General features: G+C 67.6%; 13 protein-coding genes, 2 pseudogenes and 1 riboswitch. Of the genes and pseudogenes, 3 read left to right on the top strand and 12 right to left on the bottom strand.

The window, feature by feature from the left end:
* Positions 1-87: 87 nt before the first annotated feature.
* Genes NOF53_RS14035 through NOF53_RS14020 form a run of 4 tightly spaced genes read right to left on the bottom strand, consistent with a single transcriptional unit; the run spans position 88 to position 3,677 of the window.
* Positions 88-831 carry a (2Fe-2S)-binding protein gene (locus NOF53_RS14035; RefSeq protein ID WP_255969290.1) on the bottom strand — a complete coding sequence of 248 codons (744 nt, stop codon included), beginning with the start codon at positions 829-831 and terminating at the stop codon, positions 88-90.
* Positions 824-1,600, bottom strand: coding sequence for an ABC transporter ATP-binding protein (locus tag NOF53_RS14030; protein WP_255969288.1), 777 nt, complete (start codon positions 1,598-1,600; stop codon positions 824-826). Before NOF53_RS14030 ends, NOF53_RS14035 begins: the two co-directional genes overlap by 8 nt.
* Positions 1,597-2,685, bottom strand: coding sequence for a FecCD family ABC transporter permease (locus tag NOF53_RS14025; protein WP_255969286.1), 1,089 nt, complete (start codon positions 2,683-2,685; stop codon positions 1,597-1,599). The genes NOF53_RS14030 and NOF53_RS14025 overlap by 4 nt, the downstream gene beginning before the upstream one ends.
* On the bottom strand, positions 2,682-3,677 hold the full coding sequence (locus tag NOF53_RS14020) for an ABC transporter substrate-binding protein (protein ID WP_255969284.1): 996 nt from the start codon (positions 3,675-3,677) through the stop codon (positions 2,682-2,684). Before NOF53_RS14020 ends, NOF53_RS14025 begins: the two co-directional genes overlap by 4 nt.
* A 93-nt stretch (positions 3,678-3,770) precedes the next feature.
* A riboswitch (cobalamin riboswitch) is annotated at positions 3,771-3,918 on the bottom strand.
* Between the two features lie 86 nt (positions 3,919-4,004).
* On the opposite strand from NOF53_RS14020, the gene NOF53_RS14015 reads away from it, so the two are divergent.
* On the top strand, positions 4,005-6,125 hold the full coding sequence (locus tag NOF53_RS14015; protein ID WP_255969282.1) for an MMPL family transporter: 2,121 nt from the start codon (positions 4,005-4,007) through the stop codon (positions 6,123-6,125).
* A 32-nt stretch (positions 6,126-6,157) separates the two neighbouring features.
* Complete coding sequence (locus tag NOF53_RS14010; RefSeq protein ID WP_255969280.1) at positions 6,158-8,152, top strand: SDR family oxidoreductase; 1,995 nt, start codon at positions 6,158-6,160, stop codon at positions 8,150-8,152.
* Positions 8,153-8,175: 23 nt separating this feature from the next.
* Here the strand turns inward: NOF53_RS14010 and NOF53_RS14005 are convergent.
* The 8 genes and pseudogenes from NOF53_RS14005 to imuA' all read right to left on the bottom strand — a co-directional run bounded on the left by NOF53_RS14005 (position 8,176) and on the right by imuA' (position 15,188).
* Positions 8,176-9,052 (bottom strand): annotated as a pseudogene (locus NOF53_RS14005) (ferredoxin family protein).
* 29 nt (positions 9,053-9,081) lie between these two features.
* Positions 9,082-9,659 (bottom strand): annotated as a pseudogene (locus NOF53_RS14000) (YdeI/OmpD-associated family protein).
* A 10-nt stretch (positions 9,660-9,669) separates the two neighbouring features.
* The gene (locus NOF53_RS13995) at positions 9,670-10,182 is read right to left on the bottom strand and encodes a hypothetical protein (RefSeq protein ID WP_255969487.1); all 513 of its coding nucleotides are present in this window, start codon (positions 10,180-10,182) and stop codon (positions 9,670-9,672) included.
* Between the two features lie 55 nt (positions 10,183-10,237).
* Entirely contained in the window at positions 10,238-11,212 is a 975-nt protein-coding gene (locus NOF53_RS13990; protein WP_255969278.1) for a R2-like ligand-binding oxidase, read from the bottom strand.
* Between the two features lie 180 nt (positions 11,213-11,392).
* Positions 11,393-12,169, bottom strand: a complete 777-nt coding sequence (locus tag NOF53_RS13985; RefSeq protein WP_255969276.1) for an alpha/beta fold hydrolase — start codon at positions 12,167-12,169, stop codon at positions 11,393-11,395.
* A gap of 79 nt (positions 12,170-12,248) precedes the next feature.
* Positions 12,249-12,845, bottom strand: a complete 597-nt coding sequence (locus NOF53_RS13980) for a dihydrofolate reductase family protein (protein WP_255969274.1) — start codon at positions 12,843-12,845, stop codon at positions 12,249-12,251.
* Positions 12,838-14,391, bottom strand: coding sequence for a DNA polymerase Y family protein (locus tag NOF53_RS13975; RefSeq protein ID WP_255969271.1), 1,554 nt, complete (start codon positions 14,389-14,391; stop codon positions 12,838-12,840). The genes NOF53_RS13980 and NOF53_RS13975 overlap by 8 nt, the downstream gene beginning before the upstream one ends.
* A complete protein-coding gene (imuA', locus tag NOF53_RS13970; RefSeq protein WP_255969484.1) occupies positions 14,388-15,188 on the bottom strand; it encodes a DnaE2-dependent mutagenesis accessory factor ImuA' in 801 nt (266 codons plus the stop codon). Before imuA' ends, NOF53_RS13975 begins: the two co-directional genes overlap by 4 nt.
* Positions 15,189-15,396: 208 nt before the next feature.
* Between imuA' and NOF53_RS13965 the strand changes: the two genes are divergently transcribed.
* Entirely contained in the window at positions 15,397-16,608 is a 1,212-nt protein-coding gene (locus tag NOF53_RS13965; protein WP_255969268.1) for a serine/threonine-protein kinase, read from the top strand.
* The last annotated feature ends 8 nt before the right edge of the window (positions 16,609-16,616 follow it).

Raw genomic sequence — 16,616 nt, 5'->3', positions numbered from 1 at the left:
TGGGGAAGACGCATCATTCGAACGGGAGTTCGAATGCTTTCAGTCTGCCATCACACCCGCAGACCGGTCAACGCGGGTTACCCGGACTCACGTCACGAGCGCGGCAAGACCTTTCAGACGGTCCTCGGCCGGCCTCCTCGGGCAGCTCACACACTTGCCTGACCCGGGGGTCTCGTAGATCAGGCAACACGACGCGCGCTGCGTGAATCGGCGCGTCACCGCACCAGCCTGCACGTCCACGAACCGCGGTCGAGGCAGCACCACCCCGGCGCCGCGCATCGCGTCGACGAGTTCCCGGGCGAAGATGCTGCCGCGATTCCGATCACCGACTCCGTCGCCCGCGTCGAGCGCGCGGTTGGCGATCGAATCGGTAGCGATCGCCCACATCGCGGCCCGCCGCACCCCGGACGCCGCGGCGAGAGCGTCGATGATCGGCGTCAGCGCCGCAGCCATCTCGGACGCCAGCTCGGACTGCCCCTCGGTGACCGGCAGTGCCGACGACGCGGTCAGACCGCCGAGGTATCCGTCCTCGGTCAGAAACGCCCGGGCATCCCCCAGCCGAGGGTGGGCAGCGACACCGGCGACGAGGGCCGTCGCGATCGGTATCCCGGTCAGCGTGGAACTGGCCGAGTACCACCACAGGGTGCCGTTGACCCGTGGGTCGTCGCTGCCCCACCGGCTCGACGTGTCCGCGACCCTGTCCGCGAGCCAGCCGGGATCGGTCAGGCGCACAGCCGGGAACGAGGCTGCGCCGCGGTGCCCGATCTGGTCGGCGATCATCGGGACGCGGCGGGCGGTCAGTTCGTACGCACGCCGAAGTTGCTCATCCATCGGCCAACCCCAGAATCTCCATCGACAGCCGCGGCTCCGACCGCACCACGGCGCGGATCCCGAACACCCCGCCGAGCACGGCGTCGTCCAGCACGTCGGCAGGCGGACCGGTGCTGATCACCCTTCCATCGTGCATCACGGCCAGCGTGTCGCAATACTCCACGGCCAGCCGGAGGTCGTGCATGGTCACCACGAGCGCGAGACCGCCGGCGGCGAGATCGCGCAGCAGGTTCATCACCGTCAACTGGTGCCGCAGGTCGAGGTGGTTCGTGGGTTCGTCGAGGAGCAGGACCCTCGGCTGTTGTGCAAGCGCCCGGGCAATCGATACTCGCTGACGCTCCCCGCCTGACAGTGCTTGGACGTCACGGTCCACGAGTTCCGTCAGCCCCACCTGCTGCAGGCACCTCTCGACGATCTCGCTGTCGGCGCCGTTCGCCCGTTCGAACCACCCCCGGTGCGGGATGCGGCCGAGCGAAACCGATTCGCGCACAGTCAGTCCCGCGGACACCTGCGGTTCCTGAGTGCTCGCGCCGATCGTGCGGGCGAGTTCCCGCCGGCCCAGATCGGCGCTGTCCGCTCCGTCGACGACGACGGCACCCCCGGTCGGGGTGAGCGCCCGGTAGCAGCAGCGCAGCGCGGTGGTCTTGCCGGAACCGTTGGGCCCGACCAACGCCAGCACCTCACCGGGCCGCACGGAGAAGTCGATGCCGTGCAGCACTTCCCGCGACCCGAGTTCGGCGCGGACCCGCTGCAGACTCAACGCCGTCACTGTTCGGCCCTCCGATACTGCCGGTAGAGCATCCAGACGAAGATCGGCGCTCCCACGAGCGCGGTGACGACGCCCACCGGGACCTCGATGCTGTGCGCGACCGACCGCGCGGCCGTGTCCGCAGCGACCATCGCGATCGCGCCGAGGAATGCGGCGACGGGCAGCAGCCGAACCGCTCGCGCACCCACAACGTATCCGGCCAGGTGCGGCACCAGCAGACCGATGAAGCCGATACCGCCCGCGACGGATGCGGCGGCCCCGGCCAGCATCGACACACCGAGCAACTGCACCACGCGGAAGCGCCGCACGTTCATGCCGAGGGCTGCGGCGCCGTCGTCTCCCGCCTGCAGCAGGTCGATTCGGCTCGCGCTCAGCATCATCGCGGCCCCGACTGTCGCGAGCGCCGCAGCCGGGAAGATCGTTGTCGACCAGTGCGAGTCGCCGAAACCGCCCGCCAGCCAGTGCATCACCGAACTCAGTTGGTGCTCGTCGGCGACGACCAGGATCGAAAACGTGATGAGAGCCGAGAACACCTGCGCCGACGCGACACCCACGAGGATGACGGCCGTCGGCTGCGGATACCGTCCGCCGATCGCCAGCGACAGGAACAGCGGCACCATCGCGCCCAGGAACGCCGCGACGGGAATGGTGAACGCGCCGAGCGCTCCCACCCCGAGCCCGAGCACCGTCACCGCCACCACGCCGAAACCGGCCCCTGAGGACACGCCGAGCAGATAGGGATCGGCCAGTGGATTGCGCGTCACCGCCTGCGCCACAGCGCCTGCCAGGGCCAGCGCCGCACCGACTGCTGCCGCGGTCAGCGCCCGCGGCAGCCGGGAGTCGAGGACGATCGATTCCCGCGCCTGCGACCACCAGGACTCGACTGCGCCGGGGGCCACGCGGTGCGCGACGATCGCCCAGACGTCGCCGACCGGGATGCGCACGGAACCGAACGACACCGCGAGGCCGACGACGAACAGGGTCGTCAGCGCGAGCAGGACCATGAGGCCCGCGAAACCGACGCGTGCGCGGGCTGGGTGCGGCGCCTGCGCCGGTGACGCCGCGCGTTCTGCGGTAACGGTCATCGCGCGCCGACGACATCCGGATGCAGTGCCCGCGCGATCGTCTCCACCGACCGCACCAGACGGGGGCTCTCGAAGAAGTCGTCGAGTGCTACGACGACGAAGCGGCCTGCTTTCACGGCGGGTGTCGTCGACAGGATCGGGTGCGACTTCAGGAAGTCGATCTTCGCCTGCGCACTCGTCGTGCCGTAGTCGAGGACGACGATCACCTCGGGGCTGCGTTCACCGACAACCTCCCAGGTGGCCGTCGAATACGGCTTCTCCCCCTCGGAGAAGATGTTTTCGGCGCCCGCATAAATCGCAATGAGCTGGCCGACGCCTACACCGCCGACCGTCAGCGGGACGTCCTCGCCGGAATCGTAGAAGAACGTCGGAACCTGGGCGGTGCCCGCGATCTCGTCGCGCACGGCCTGCAATCCGGACGTCACCCGATCGGTGATCGCCCGCGCCCGCTCCGGGACTCCGAGGATGTCGCCGAGCTGCGTGTAGTCGCTGCGCAGCAAACCGATGTCAGGGAAGCCCTGCCCGCAGTACTCGGAGAACAGGAACGTGGGAATGCCCTGTTCGCCGAGGGATTCGCGCGATCGCCCTTCCTTCTCGTCGAATGCGCTCCGCATACCGCCCACTACCAGGTCGGGGTCGAGGTCGAGGATCTGTTCCCGCGTCGGGTATTCCTTCGCGAGTTTCGGGATCTTCGCGAAGGCGTCCGCGAACTCCGGTAGCGGGGTCGCGTCGCCGTATCCCGTGCCGACGATGCGGTCGCCGGCCCCCATCTCGATCAGCACCTCGGTGACGTGATCGTTCATGCTGACGATGCGCCGGGGCGGAGCGTCGAACGTCTCGGTTCGATCGCAGTTGACGACGGACACCGGCTCGGCGAAGGATTCGGCGGAAGCGGTCTGCCCCACGGACTCCCCGCGCGAACAGCCGGCGACCACCAGCGCAGCCACCGCGAGCGTGACCAGACCGGTACTTCTGAACATCTGACCGTGCATGTAAACCTCATTGCGGCTCAGAGCCACGAATGAGAAGTCAGCAGACGCCGGTGCGGCGCCTGCAGGACTCCGCTTCGTAGACCACGACGAATGGATGTCACACACCCCACACCGGGTAATCGGGCTCGCCACCGAAATTATCCAAGTGGCCTACCGTTGCGGGTCAGCGCCGGATTCGGACCGGCTTCCCCCATGTGTGTGGCTGCAAGTGCAATTTCCGAGTATGCACCATGCGGCGGGAGCCGGATCACACCACCGCCGCTCAACACCCCGGGCGCACTACAGTCGGCAGTCGCACACTGCCGACTTTCGACCCGGAGATGACGCATGACACGTTGGGCCTCGACCGTTGTTTCCCGGCGATGGTGGATTCTGCTGCTTGCCGTGGCCGCCGTACTCGCGAGCGGCGTCTGGGGCACCGGGGTGTTCGCGAAACTGGGCTCCGGCGGCTACACCGACCCGGGCAGCGAGTCTGCCGAAGTGGCGAGGATCGTCGAGGCCAACCTGGGACCGCAGACCCCGGACATTATCGTCATCTACACCGCGCCCGAAGGAAGAACGCTCGACGACATCGGTCCCGAGGTGACCGCCGATCTCGAACAGTTCGCCGCCGAAGTCCCCACATACAAGATCAATTCGTACTGGACTGCGGACGCCATGACGAAGCAGCAAATGGTGTCGGAGGACCGCACCAAGGCGTCGGCCGCAGTCACCGTCGACCCCGACGCCGGAATCACGGTGGCCGCATTCGACGGATTGCTGCCCAAGCTCGAGGTCGACGGCATCGACACCGAATTCGCGGGCAACTCGGTGGTGGGCGTCGCATTCAACAATCGACTGCAGCAGGATCTGGTGGTCGCGGAGGCGATAGCGCTTCCCATCACGCTGGTCCTGCTGGTCTTCCTCTTCGGCGGCGTGGTCGCTGCAGCCGTTCCCGTCTTCGTCGGGCTGCTTTCCATCTTCAGCGCACTGGCCACCCTGCGCGTGCTCACCCTGTTCACCGACGTCAACTCCTTCGCGATCAACGTGGCGTCCCTGCTCGGTCTCGGGTTGGCGATCGACTACGGGCTCTTCGTCGTCGGACGCTTCCGTGAAGAACTGGAGTCGGGCGCCGACGCCGCGGAGGCCACCCGGCGCACGGTCCTCACGGCCGGCCGCACCGTGCTGTTCTCGGGACTGCTACTGGTGTGCGCCTTTTCGGGCATGCTCGTGTTTCCCCAGGACGTCATCAAATCACTGGGATTCGGCGCCATGGCCGCGGTCGCGAGTGCGGCCATGCTGTCCCTGACCGCTGTCCCGGCTCTCCTCGCCATCCTCGGCCCCCGCATCAACGCGTGGAGCTGGCGCAAGGGTGCGGCCCAGCGCAGTGAAGCGAGAGCACGGAGGTTCTGGGGGTCCGTCGTCACGTGGGTGATGCGCAGGCCGGTCGCCATTTCGGCGGGAATCGTCGCCGGATTGCTCGTCCTGGCAGCGCCGCTGCTCAGCGCCTCTCTCGGGGAGGTCACGTACACCGCCCTGCCCGAGGACGACCCCGCGCGCATCGCCACCGACACACTCACCCAGAAGTTCCCGACCACGGGCAACGGTGCCACGCTGATTCTTCGGGGCACGGACGGCAACGCACCGACCGCCGCGGACGGTGCCGCCGTCGCCCAGACGGCCGGAGAGGTCGAGGGCATCGGGGCGGCCACCGTCGTCGCGTCCGGCAACGAACTGGTAGCGGTCCGGGCCGTCTACTCCGAGGGTGTCACCACCAACGACCAGAGCGCCGCGGTGGACGGTCTCCGTGCCATCACGCCACCCGAGGGAACCGAACTCCTCGTCGGCGGCGGTCAGGCGACCGTCGACGACGGGAACGCGGCGATCATGCACTGGATGCCGGTGATGATCGCGATCATGGTGGGTTCGACGCTCGTGCTGCTGTTCCTGGCGTTCGGCTCGGTGGTGCTGCCGATCAAGGCGGTCGCGATGGCGGGGCTGAGCCTCGCCGCCACATTCGGTGTGCTCACGTGGATCTTCGAGTTGGGCCACGGCGCGAGTCTGCTCGGGGTCAGTCCGGCACCGCTCGAGGCGACGTTCGTGGTCCTCATCCTCGCCGTGGTCTTCGGCCTGTCGACCGATTACGAGGTGTTCCTGATGTCACGGATGGTCGAGGCGCACGCGGCAGGCGCGACCACGGAGGAGGCGGTGCGCTTCGGTACCGAGCGCACGGGCCGCATCGTGACGGCTGCGGCGCTGCTGCTCGTGGTGGTGACCGGAGCGTTCACCATCTCCGGTCTGTCGATCATGAGGTTCCTCGGTGTGGGGATGATCGTCGCGCTCCTCGTCGACGCGACGGTGGTCCGCATGCTCCTCGTTCCGTCCCTCGTGAAGCTGATGGGCGAGGCCAACTGGTGGGCTCCGGCCTGGATGAAGAAGGTGCACGCCAAGGTGGGTCTGGGCCACTAGTGCATTATCTTACTTTGGAGTAAGTTCGGGTCATGGCCACCTACCTCGTCACCGGCGGAACCGGCTTCCTGGGTCGGCACGTGCTGCCTTTGATCCTCGACCGCGATGAATCAGCCGAGATCCACGTCCTCGTCCGGCGCGCGTCCGTCGCGCGGTGGGAGGCGCTCGTCGACGGCATGCCGGGCGGCGAACGCGTGCATCCGCTGATCGGCGACCTGACCGAGCCCGGCCTCGGACTCACCTCGGCGCCGGCGGCCGACCACGTCCTGCACCTCGGCGCGATCTACGACCTCACGGCGGGCGACGAACAGGCCACCACGAACGTCGACGGCACCCGCTCGGTTATCGCACTGGCCCGGGAACTGGGTGCGACGCTGCACCACGTCTCGTCCATCGCCGTCGCGGGGGATCACGAGGGTCCGTTCAGGGAAACCGATTTCGATCTCGGGCAGGGTTTCCCCACCCCGTATCACCGCACCAAGTTCGAAGCGGAGAAGCTGGTCCGGGAAGCCGACGGCCTGCGGTGGCGCATCTACCGTCCCTCCGCGGTGGTCGGCAGTTCGGTCACCGGCGAGATGGACAAGATCGACGGGCCGTACTACCTGTTCCCCGCGATCTCGGCTCTCGCCAAGCTTCCGGCCGCACTCCCGGTCGCTGTCCCCGACATCGGATCAACCAATGTCGTTCCCGTGGATTACGTTGCGGCGGCCATCGTGGAGTTGATGTCTGCACCCGGCCGCGACGGTCAGGTGTTCCATCTCGTCAATCCACGCCCACAGCCGGTCCGCGAAATCTATGCGGGGCTCGCCAAGGCCGCCGGTGCCCCGCGCCCGGCGGCGAGCCTGCCCGGCGGGCTGGTCCGCCCATTCCTCACCCCCACGCCCGACTCGGCCCTCGACACGGGCCGCAAAGTGGTGCTCGGCGCCCTCGGCATCCCGCCCGTGCTCGTCGAGAACATGACACTGCCCACGACATTCGTGAACGACGACACCCGGGAGGCGCTGCGCGATACAGGCATCGACGTCCCGCGGTTCGCGTCGTACGCCGACAAGCTGTGGTCGTACTGGCGCGAGAACCTCGACCCGGATCGAGCGCGCAGGCCCCACCCGGCCGGACCGCTCGTGGGCAGGCACGTGGTTATCACCGGGGCGTCGTCCGGGATCGGCCGGAGTTCCGCGATCGCGGCGGCACGCAAGGGCGCGAAGGTCATTCTCCTCGCCCGGCGCACCGAGGAACTCGACGCCGTGGTGGCCGAGATCCGCGCGACGGGCGGCGACGCCTACGGCTACCCCTGCGACATCACCGACGACGAGTCGGCCGAACACACCGTCAAAGCTGTTCTCGCCGAACACGATCACGTCGACATGCTCGTCAACAACGCCGGCCGGTCGATCCGGCGAGGCCTCTACCACTCCACGGACCGGCTCCACGATTTCGAACGGACCATGGCCGTCAACTACTTCGGTGCGGTCCGGCTCGTCCTCGCCTTCCTCCCGCAGATGCGCGAGCGCAGGTTCGGGCACATCGTCAACATCAGCAGCGCCGGGGTCCAGGGAGCGACACCGCGATTCGCCGCCTACGTCGCCAGTAAAGCGGCACTCGACGGATTCACCGATGTGGCTGCCGCAGAAACGTTGTCGGACGGCATCACCTACACCACCATCCACATGCCGCTCGTCGAGACGCCGATGATCGCACCGACCGGCAACTACAACGTCGGGCCCATCACGTCACCGGAGAAGGCGGCGGCCATGGTGGTCCGGGCCCTGGTCGAGCGGCCTAAGCGCATCGACGTCCCCAGCGGCACTCTCGGCGAACTCGGCAGTATGTTCGCGCCTGCCGTGAAGGATCGGGTGATGCACCAGATGTATCGCATGTTCCCGGACTCGCCGGCAGCGAAGGGGCAGAGCACCACCGAGACGACACCGGCACCACGACGCACCGACGAGGGCCGACAGCACAGGTCGACCCCGTGGGGACGCGCCGCGCGCAAGGTCGGAAGGCTGGTACCCGGCGCCCATTGGTGAGCGCGGCCAATGAGCGCGGCCGGTCAGCCCAGCAGGCGCACCCCGGTGGGGACGACGGGACGAACCGCCTTCGGTGCCGCTCCACAACTGGGGGGCCTGGGCCCGAGTTCCCGCCTCTCCACATCGACGGACCACCGGCGTCCGTCGATGTGGGTGACCACCGACGCCGCGTCCACCGCCAGCTCGTTCGGCCCTGCGGTCACCAGTTCCCGCACCGCGAGTTCCGCGACCTGGCCCCGCTCGTCCCAGCAGCTGCGACCCCGCAGGCCCGGCCCGTACACCTCGCCTCGGACAGCCGCGCGCACCGCCTCGATGCTGCGTTCTGCCGAGAGTCGGCCGTACGTGTATCCGGTGGGCAGCAGAATCATCGACGGCGCGAACCGGTGCCCTCCCGTGTGCGAGCATTCCCACACGGTGTCGCCGAACTCTGCGGAAAGCCGGGCCGCGATCGGACGTCCCAGGACGGCGCAGCATTGATCCCGCTTACCGTGCGCACACACCAGGACCAACGGCTCCGAGACCGGCTCCCCCAATCCCGGGGCAGGACCGGCGACCGCACCGAAGTCGACGTCGAGGAGGTCGGCCGGGCTGCCGATATCCAGGCGTTCACACCACGACGACGCAGGATGCGAGTGTGCCAGCAAAACCGTGCGCCTCACCGGATCCGTCGTGCTACGCCCCGGCCGACGGATGAACATGAACCGCACTCCGGCCGCCTTAGCGCGGGCGTCGAGTTCCCCGGCGAGTTCGCGGCCGAGCGCGGCGCCGTCCAACACGTCCCGCCCCCCACGCGCCCGGGTATTCGAGACACACCCAGCCCGTGACGTGCGCTGCCGTGCCCGGCAGGGGTTCGTCGGCTGCGGACAGCGCCGAGCAGGTAGTAGGGATCGTGTCGCTCACGAGGCCATTGTGTCAGGCAGGTTTTTCGGTTACTCGTGGAACTTGCGCCGTTCCGACAACTGCTGCACGAACTTCTCGATACGGCGGGCGCGCGTCTCCGGACGTTTCGCGTCCTGCAACCGGTAAATGACGGCGTAGCGGTTGTGACTGTTCAGGGTCGCAAGAACGCCTCGGCCTCCGGGTTCTGTGCGAGGGCGGCAAGGAAGTCCTCCGGGACCTCGGCCGTCTTCTGCCCTGCGTAGGCACGGTCCCATCGACCGTCTACTTTGGCCCTCTCTACTTCCGCCACTCCGGCAGCCTCGAGGACCCCCGCGGCCGCCAGCTTCTCGGCAAATTCCCGGTTACGTTTCGACCACGGACTCCGCGACGAGCGCGGGGTGAACCGCTGCACAAAGAAGTGGTCGTCGACGCGGCGGACCTGGCTGTCGATCCAGCCGTAGCACAACGCCACCTCGAGTGCCTGCTCGTAATCGATCGACGAGTACGCCGATCCCTTCTTCGCCATCTTCAGCCAGATGCCGGGCGAGGTGGCGTGATGTGCCGCGAGCCACTTCCGGAACTCGGACTGCCCGGTGAAGTGCTCGACCGGTAATTCTGCTGCACCCATGTGCCGGAATCTATCGGCCCGACAGTGCCCGTGCCCACACCCGCACGAAACCCTGCGACAGAAAGGCGAGCGCGCCGAGGGCCAGCATCCACTTGGTGACGCTGACCGCGGAGGTGGTCCGGACGGTGGCGTCGGTGATGTGCTCCCGATGCGACAGCAAATGCAAGCCGACAACGTTCTCGACGTAGTCACCGGCCGCGGCCACGACCGGCGCAGCCGCCAACACCTTCCTGGTGGTGGGCGACAGCGGCGTCAATTCTGCCAGCCGCCGTGCACCCGTACGCAGAGCAACGGCGTAGATGACGGGATGCACGAAGTCGGGGTAGTAATGACTCCGATACCGCGCGGTCTCGGCGAGGTCCATACCGTCGAGAATCGCGGTGTAACCCCGGGCCGAGCGCGCGGTTTGGATCGCGGCGACCCGGGGCGCCGTCGGCCCGAGAAGCCGGGCGATATTCGCCTGCGAGATCACGAACGCCGCAGACCAGGCGAGGAGCTTGCGGTCGAGCGAGGTGAGCGCCATGGCCAGATCTTGCCATGGATTCCCGACGGTTGATCGTCCCTTCACCCGAGTCCCCTCAGCCTGCTGCGTCGGTCAGCGCCTTGGCGTCCTCCTCGCCGAAGCGTTCTTCGAGTGCCTCCGGGGAGTAGTCGAGGTCGATCTCCTCGACCGGCCGGCCGCGGGCCGACTCGATTGCCGAAAGACGACGCTGCGCGCGGTCCGCGGCGTAGGCGAGGAACTCGTCGTTGTCGAGGCCGAACGGCTGAACCTCGAACTGTGCGTTGACCCAATCGATCATGCCCAGTGCCAACGGCATCAGCTCCGTCATCCGCTCCTGCACCACGTTCCAGTTGCTGTCGTCGGCCGCGACGTGCCGTCGGCAGGTGAAGGTTCCCCAGGCCATGTGCCGACGTTCGTCATCGCCGATCCGCTTGACCAGATCCTGCATTCCGGGAAGTATCCCGCGGGTGGCACACACCTTCTGCCACGCGTAGTACCCGGTCAGCGCGAGGCTGCCCTCGATGACATGGTTGTAGGTGACGCTGGCGCGAATCTGGTTGGCAGGGCTCGGATCCGTTTCGAGAACTCCCAGAGACCCGGGAAGCTCCTCGTAGAACAGCTGTCGGTAATACGGGTTCTCGGCGACGAACGAATGCAAGTCCTGCTTGAGCCCGACCGCGTCCATCCACAACCGGAACACCTGGGTGTGCTTGGCCTCTTCGAAACAGAACTGGGTCAGGTACATCTCGTCGCCGAACCGGCCCTCTGCAGCCATCGCCTTCATGAACGGCTGAATGTCTTCGGTGACCGCCTCCTCACCCGCGATGAACTGTGCACACAGGTACGTTGCACTCCGCTGCTGCTCGCTGTTCAGTTCCTCCCAATCCTGCGAATCCCTGCTGAAATCGAGTTCGACGGGATTCCAGAACTTGGCGTTGCCCTTGGTGAAGAGACGCAACGGAAAGGCATCCCAGTTCAGGCCGCCGGAGCGGAGTGAACTGAATCCCTCCCTGCCGGGCGCGTACGGTCTTCCGGGTGTGATTGTCGACATCTCGTGCCTTCTTCCCGATGTGCAGATACGTCGTCGGACGCATGCAGTGTCGGGGTGCCCATCGCGGACGATCAGCCGGTTTCGAGCCCCCGCTTCTCCTCCACGCTAGTCCTGTCCGACCCGCCGGGGGTTTACATTTGCGGACTTTTGTCCGAATCCCGTCAGCGGCGAACGGCCACCTCAATTCGGCTCGGACTCCATCAGAAACGGCGTCGCCGCCGCCTCGAACTCGTCGTACCGATCTCGATGAATGCTGTGTCCCCCGGGGAAAACCACCACCCGGCACTTCGGTATCGCGGCGACCGCCGAATCGAGTCGACGCGCATCCACCATTCCGCTGGGACCGCCGTGCAGGATCAACGTGTCCGCCTCGATTTGCGGCAGCTGGTCCCACCACAGTGGGTCCGGTCGGCGGAATTGCTCGAGCGCCGAGCGCGTCATCGACCGATCGAACGCGAACACGGACCGCGGGTGACGGATCAGGCTCGTCGTCGCGTGCCACAACTCAGGCAGGGACGGCAGCCTGTTCGAGAAGACCTGCTCCGGGTCACCGGGCCGCAACGGAAGCGGCGCCTCCTCCATCACCAACCGCCGCACCAGATCGGGGCGCGCCTGGGCTGCGAGCGACGCGGCATGACCGCCAAGCGAGTGACCGACGAGATCGACCTGCGACAAGCCCAGGTTGTCGCACACCTCCACGACATCGGAACCGAACTCTTCGAACAGGTACGACGCGGCACGGGCACTACGGCCGTGCCCCCGCAGGTCGAGCGCCACGACACGGCGTCCACGGGACACCAGCGCACGGGTGAACCGGTCCCAGGTCCCGCCGTCACCACCCATCCCGTGCACGAGAACCACCGGCACGGGATGGGCGGCCCGGCCACTCGGCACTCCGCTGTCGCGGTACGCGATGGCGACACCGGTGCGGGTCGCGGTCGTCCTACTCGTCTCCACGAGGAACCAGCCTAGGCGGACGGCCGCGTCGCCCCGCCCTGGCCTCCCGACCCGTACGGGCGGTCCGTCCGCAAGAGGTTCACGGCGCGCCGGGGCCGACCCGATAGCGCAGCGTCACGATCCCCGACTCGTATCCCTTCGCCTCGAGGAGCGTGAGGGCGTGCATGCCGGTGTCCTCGTCGAGAAGTCGCTGCCCGCGCCCCAGCAGGACCGGGACCACGCGTAACTGAATCTCGTCGACCAGATCTGCTGCGAGTAGCGACTTGGCGAGCGTGATACTTCCCCACACGATTACGTCACCACCGGGCTCACGCAGCAAGCGCTGTACCCGCTCGACCACGTTCCCGTCGTACACCTGCGCCGGTTCCCACGATCCCCACGGCGCCCTGCCGAGGGTGGACGAAAACACCAGCTTGGGAAGCGTGTTCACTACCTCGGCCACCACCTCACCGTTCGCGGTGGGCCAGTACTCGACGAACATCTGATAGGTGTTGCGCCCCAGCAAAACCAGGTCCACATCGGCGAGAAGGTCGAGGTTGTCCCGGTCGACCTCACCGAAATCGGACACCGCCTCGAAGAAGTCGAGCTCACCCGACGGCCCGGCGACGAACCCGTCGAGAGTAGTCAGTTCCTGCACGATCACCCGTCGAGAATGGGGCGTAGATACCTCACTCATAGATTCCCTCCACCGTCCAACGGTCAGCCGTGCAGATCACCAGCAACGCTCGCGACTCCTCGAGCAACACCTGCGCCCTGGCCGCCGTTCGGGCGGCGGGCGGATCCCACCACCGCTCGTCCACCGGCCACGGTCCAGCCCATCCGCACACCGTCCACTCTTTACTCCCCCAGCGCAACCGGGTGGGAGGCGCACTGAACACACCACGTTCCGTGACCGTCACAGCAGCACCCCGTGCGTCCACGATGTCGACCTCGGGATGCGCCGTCAACACTGCAGAAGGCGCCGGCTCGGGAAGCGTTCCCGGCCACGGCTCAGACGGATCGGAACGAGGAACGAGCTCATCTCCCAACGGCAACAAGGTGATGCGCTCTGCCGGGCCCCGCCCACCGCTGAGGACACCCACCTGCACGGCCTCCCCGCCGAGGAGCCCCTGCACCCGCACCAGGGCCCGCCGGGCCCTCTCGTCCTGATCTCCGACCCCACCCCACAATCCCAACTGCAGAGCACCGGAAGCCACCACCTCCACCGGTTCGAGCCGCAGTACCGCGATTCCCGCCGTGGGTCGCTTTTCGCTGCGCCCGGTCAACCACCCGTCCAGCTGCCACCGCACCCGGTCGGCCGTCGCCTCCGGTGTCAACGGCTCCGCGCATCGCCACGTACGGGACAACTGCTCCCCGTTACCGGTGATCGCCGACACCGACAACCGGGTACAGGCCACCCCGGCGTCCGACAGTGTGCGGTGCAGTTTCTCCGCCAACGCCCGACCTGCGAAAGCTGCGGCGTCGACCCGTTCGATCACGGGGTCGCAGCGCTCCTCCACCTCCAGGTCGGGAGGCAGCGATCGCGCCGACGGCGGACGCTCCGGCTCACCCCGCGCCGCACGATGAGCAAGCACCGCGTCGGTTCCGAACCGGGACGCCACATCACCCGCCGACAGTGCCGCGAAGGCGCCGATGGACCGCAGTCCCAGACGGTGCAGCAGATCGACCAGCTCACCGCGGTGAGCTGCCGCGAGACTGGGTTCGGCAGCCAGTTCCCGCATCGGCAGCGGTGCCAGGAACTCCGCTCCCCCGCCGGGAGCCACGAGCACCCCTCTGCGAGCGGCGATCACGGCCGTGGACAGTTGATCGGCAATACCCACCTGACATTCGACTCCCACCGCCGACACCTGGTCCACCAACCGCTCCGCAGCGGCTTCCTCGGAGCCGAAGTACCTGCCGACACCTCGCGCCGACAACACCACGAGACCGGGCCGCAGCACCTCGACTCCGGGAGCAGCGGCGTCGATGGTCGCGGCCACCGGCTCGAACAACCGCGCGTCCCGCTCGACATCCGCTGTCACCACATGCAACCGGGGACACCTGGCCTGGGACTCGCGGCGACGCAGTCCCCGGTGCACCCCGTCCGCCCTGGCCGTTGCCGAACAGGCCACCACACGATTACCCGACGTCACGGCCACCGGATGAGTCGGCGGAAGGTCGACGGCAGCAGCAGCCGCGACCGCAGGCCAGTCGGGACACCACAACGCCAGTACGCGGCTCACAGTCCCACCACTTCCGCCGCTTGCGGGAAGCCTGCCTCCGGAAGAGTGGTCTCCGGCGCGCTCACCCACTCCACTCGACCCTGCGCCGAACGCAGGTCCAGCCGGGTGGTGCGCGGCTGAAACGACCGCCCACGGGCACACACCGCCAGGCTGAGGGAACGTAACCGGCCGCATCCCCGCTCCTGGGATCCGTTGCCCAGTCCGGCATATCCGCGGACCCGCGCATCCAGTCGCATCTCCGCACCGTCCCAGTGACCGTCGGTGACCACCAAGGTCGCCCCCTTGCTCCGGGCGCGGGCCACCACCGCGCGCGCACGGGACGGCGCCACCGAGGATCCGCCCAGCCCGAGCACCACCAGATCCATACCGTCCAGCAGGACCGCGGCGATCTCCACTGGATCAGCCCCGGGGTCGGGAATCAGAGCGAGCCGTTCCAGCTGCGCCCCCATCTCGACAGCGGCGAGCAACCCGAGCCGGGGATGCCCGATCACTGCGACATGACCACCGTCTGCGGTGACCGACGCGACCAATCCCAGCAGAAGCGAGGTGGCACCGGAAACCGAGACCACGGAACCACGCACCAGCCCGCCTCTCGGAAGAAGATCGGCCAGCGCAGCCGGAACCGGGAGCACCCCAGCCGTGTCCGAATCGGAAACGCCCTCCATCGGAGCGCGATTCGCCACCGATTCCCCGCGAGCGGGAACTGCCGCCATCCTTCGCCGGAGGAAGTCCAGACGCTCCTGACGGGAGAGTCCCGACAACTCCGACAACGCGGCAGACTCCGGCACTGCGGCCACATCAGCCAACTCGACACCCCTGACACTCGGCACCAACAGCGGTCGGCAACCACGGGGAAGACGCGGCTCGAACAGACGCTACGTTCGAACGTATTTTCGAACTCGTTTCCAGTAAAGCCGGTCGGTGAGTGCCCGTCAAGTGGACACCGAATTCGCAGGTCAGGAACGTCACACCGCCCGTGTCCGCATCATCCTCTAACCTGAACGCGTGACTGAGCAGGCGCAGAGCGAGAGGGGCATCGGACCCGAATATCTGGTGGCGGGAAGGTACCGTCTGCGGTCCAAACTGGGCGGCGGTGGCATGGGTGCCGTGTGGCTGGCGAGAGACACCCTGCTGCACCGTGACGTCGCCGTCAAACAGGTCACCACCACGGCTGGACTCGCCCCCGACGAGGCCCGCCGCGTCCGCGAACGCACCCTCAGAGAAGGGCGCAACGCCGCCAAACTCACCCACCGTCATTCCATTGCGATGTACGACGTGGCGCTCGAGGCCGGGGAGCCCTGGCTGGTCATGGAATACCTGCCGTCTCGCAGCCTCGCGCAGGCGATGAACATCGCCGAGACGCTGCCACCGCTCGAGGTGGCACAGATCGGCGCCCAGGTGGCGGACGCCCTGACAGCAGCGCACGCCGCAGGCATCGTGCACCGGGACATCAAACCGGGCAACATCCTCGTTGCCGACCGCGGCCGGGAACTCGGAACAGTCAAGATCAGCGACTTCGGCATCGCCCGCGCCAAGGGCGATGCCTCCGACGCCACGAACGGCGTCATCACCGGCACACCGGCCTACTTCTCCCCCGAGGTTGCCCGCGGCCAGGATCCCACCGAGGCCAGCGACGTCTTCTCACTCGGTTCGACGCTGTACACCGTGGTCGAGGGCCAACCGCCGTTCGGCATCGATTCCGACCCCGTTGCACTCCTGCATCGGGTCGCGAAGGCCGAGATCTACCGTCCGGCCAAGGCCGGGCCGCTCACCGAAACACTGTTGCATCTACTCGAACCCGACCCGGTGCGACGTCCCACTATGGCCGAGGCTCGCGATGCGCTGGCCCGGGTGGCCATGGCCGGCGACGGTGATGTCACCCACCTCGTCGGCTCCCCCGTCTATTCCGCCGACGGCACGATTCCGTCCTGGGCCCATCGCTCTACTCCGTTGCCCCCTTCGCACCGACGGAGCAAGATCGGCTCCACCCAGGCCGGACTCCCCGCGGTGCCCCAGAGCACACCCCTGAAGAACGTCCCTCGCCCTTTGGGCAAACTGCAGTGGCCGCCGCGGCCGACTCGCCCTGCCCCTGGTGCGCCGGAACCCACGGTCCGCGATCAGGTGGTGGCGTGGGCACCGATCGCCATGGGAGTAATGGTCGCCATCCTCATACTGGCCGTGCTCGTCGCCGTGGTAGTCCTGCTCGCCCAGCCCTGACCGGCCGG

Source organism: Rhodococcus tibetensis (assembly GCF_024438035.1).
GTDB lineage: Bacteria > Actinomycetota > Actinomycetes > Mycobacteriales > Mycobacteriaceae > Rhodococcus_F > Rhodococcus_F tibetensis.
This window is presented reverse-complemented; position numbering and strand designations above follow the sequence as displayed.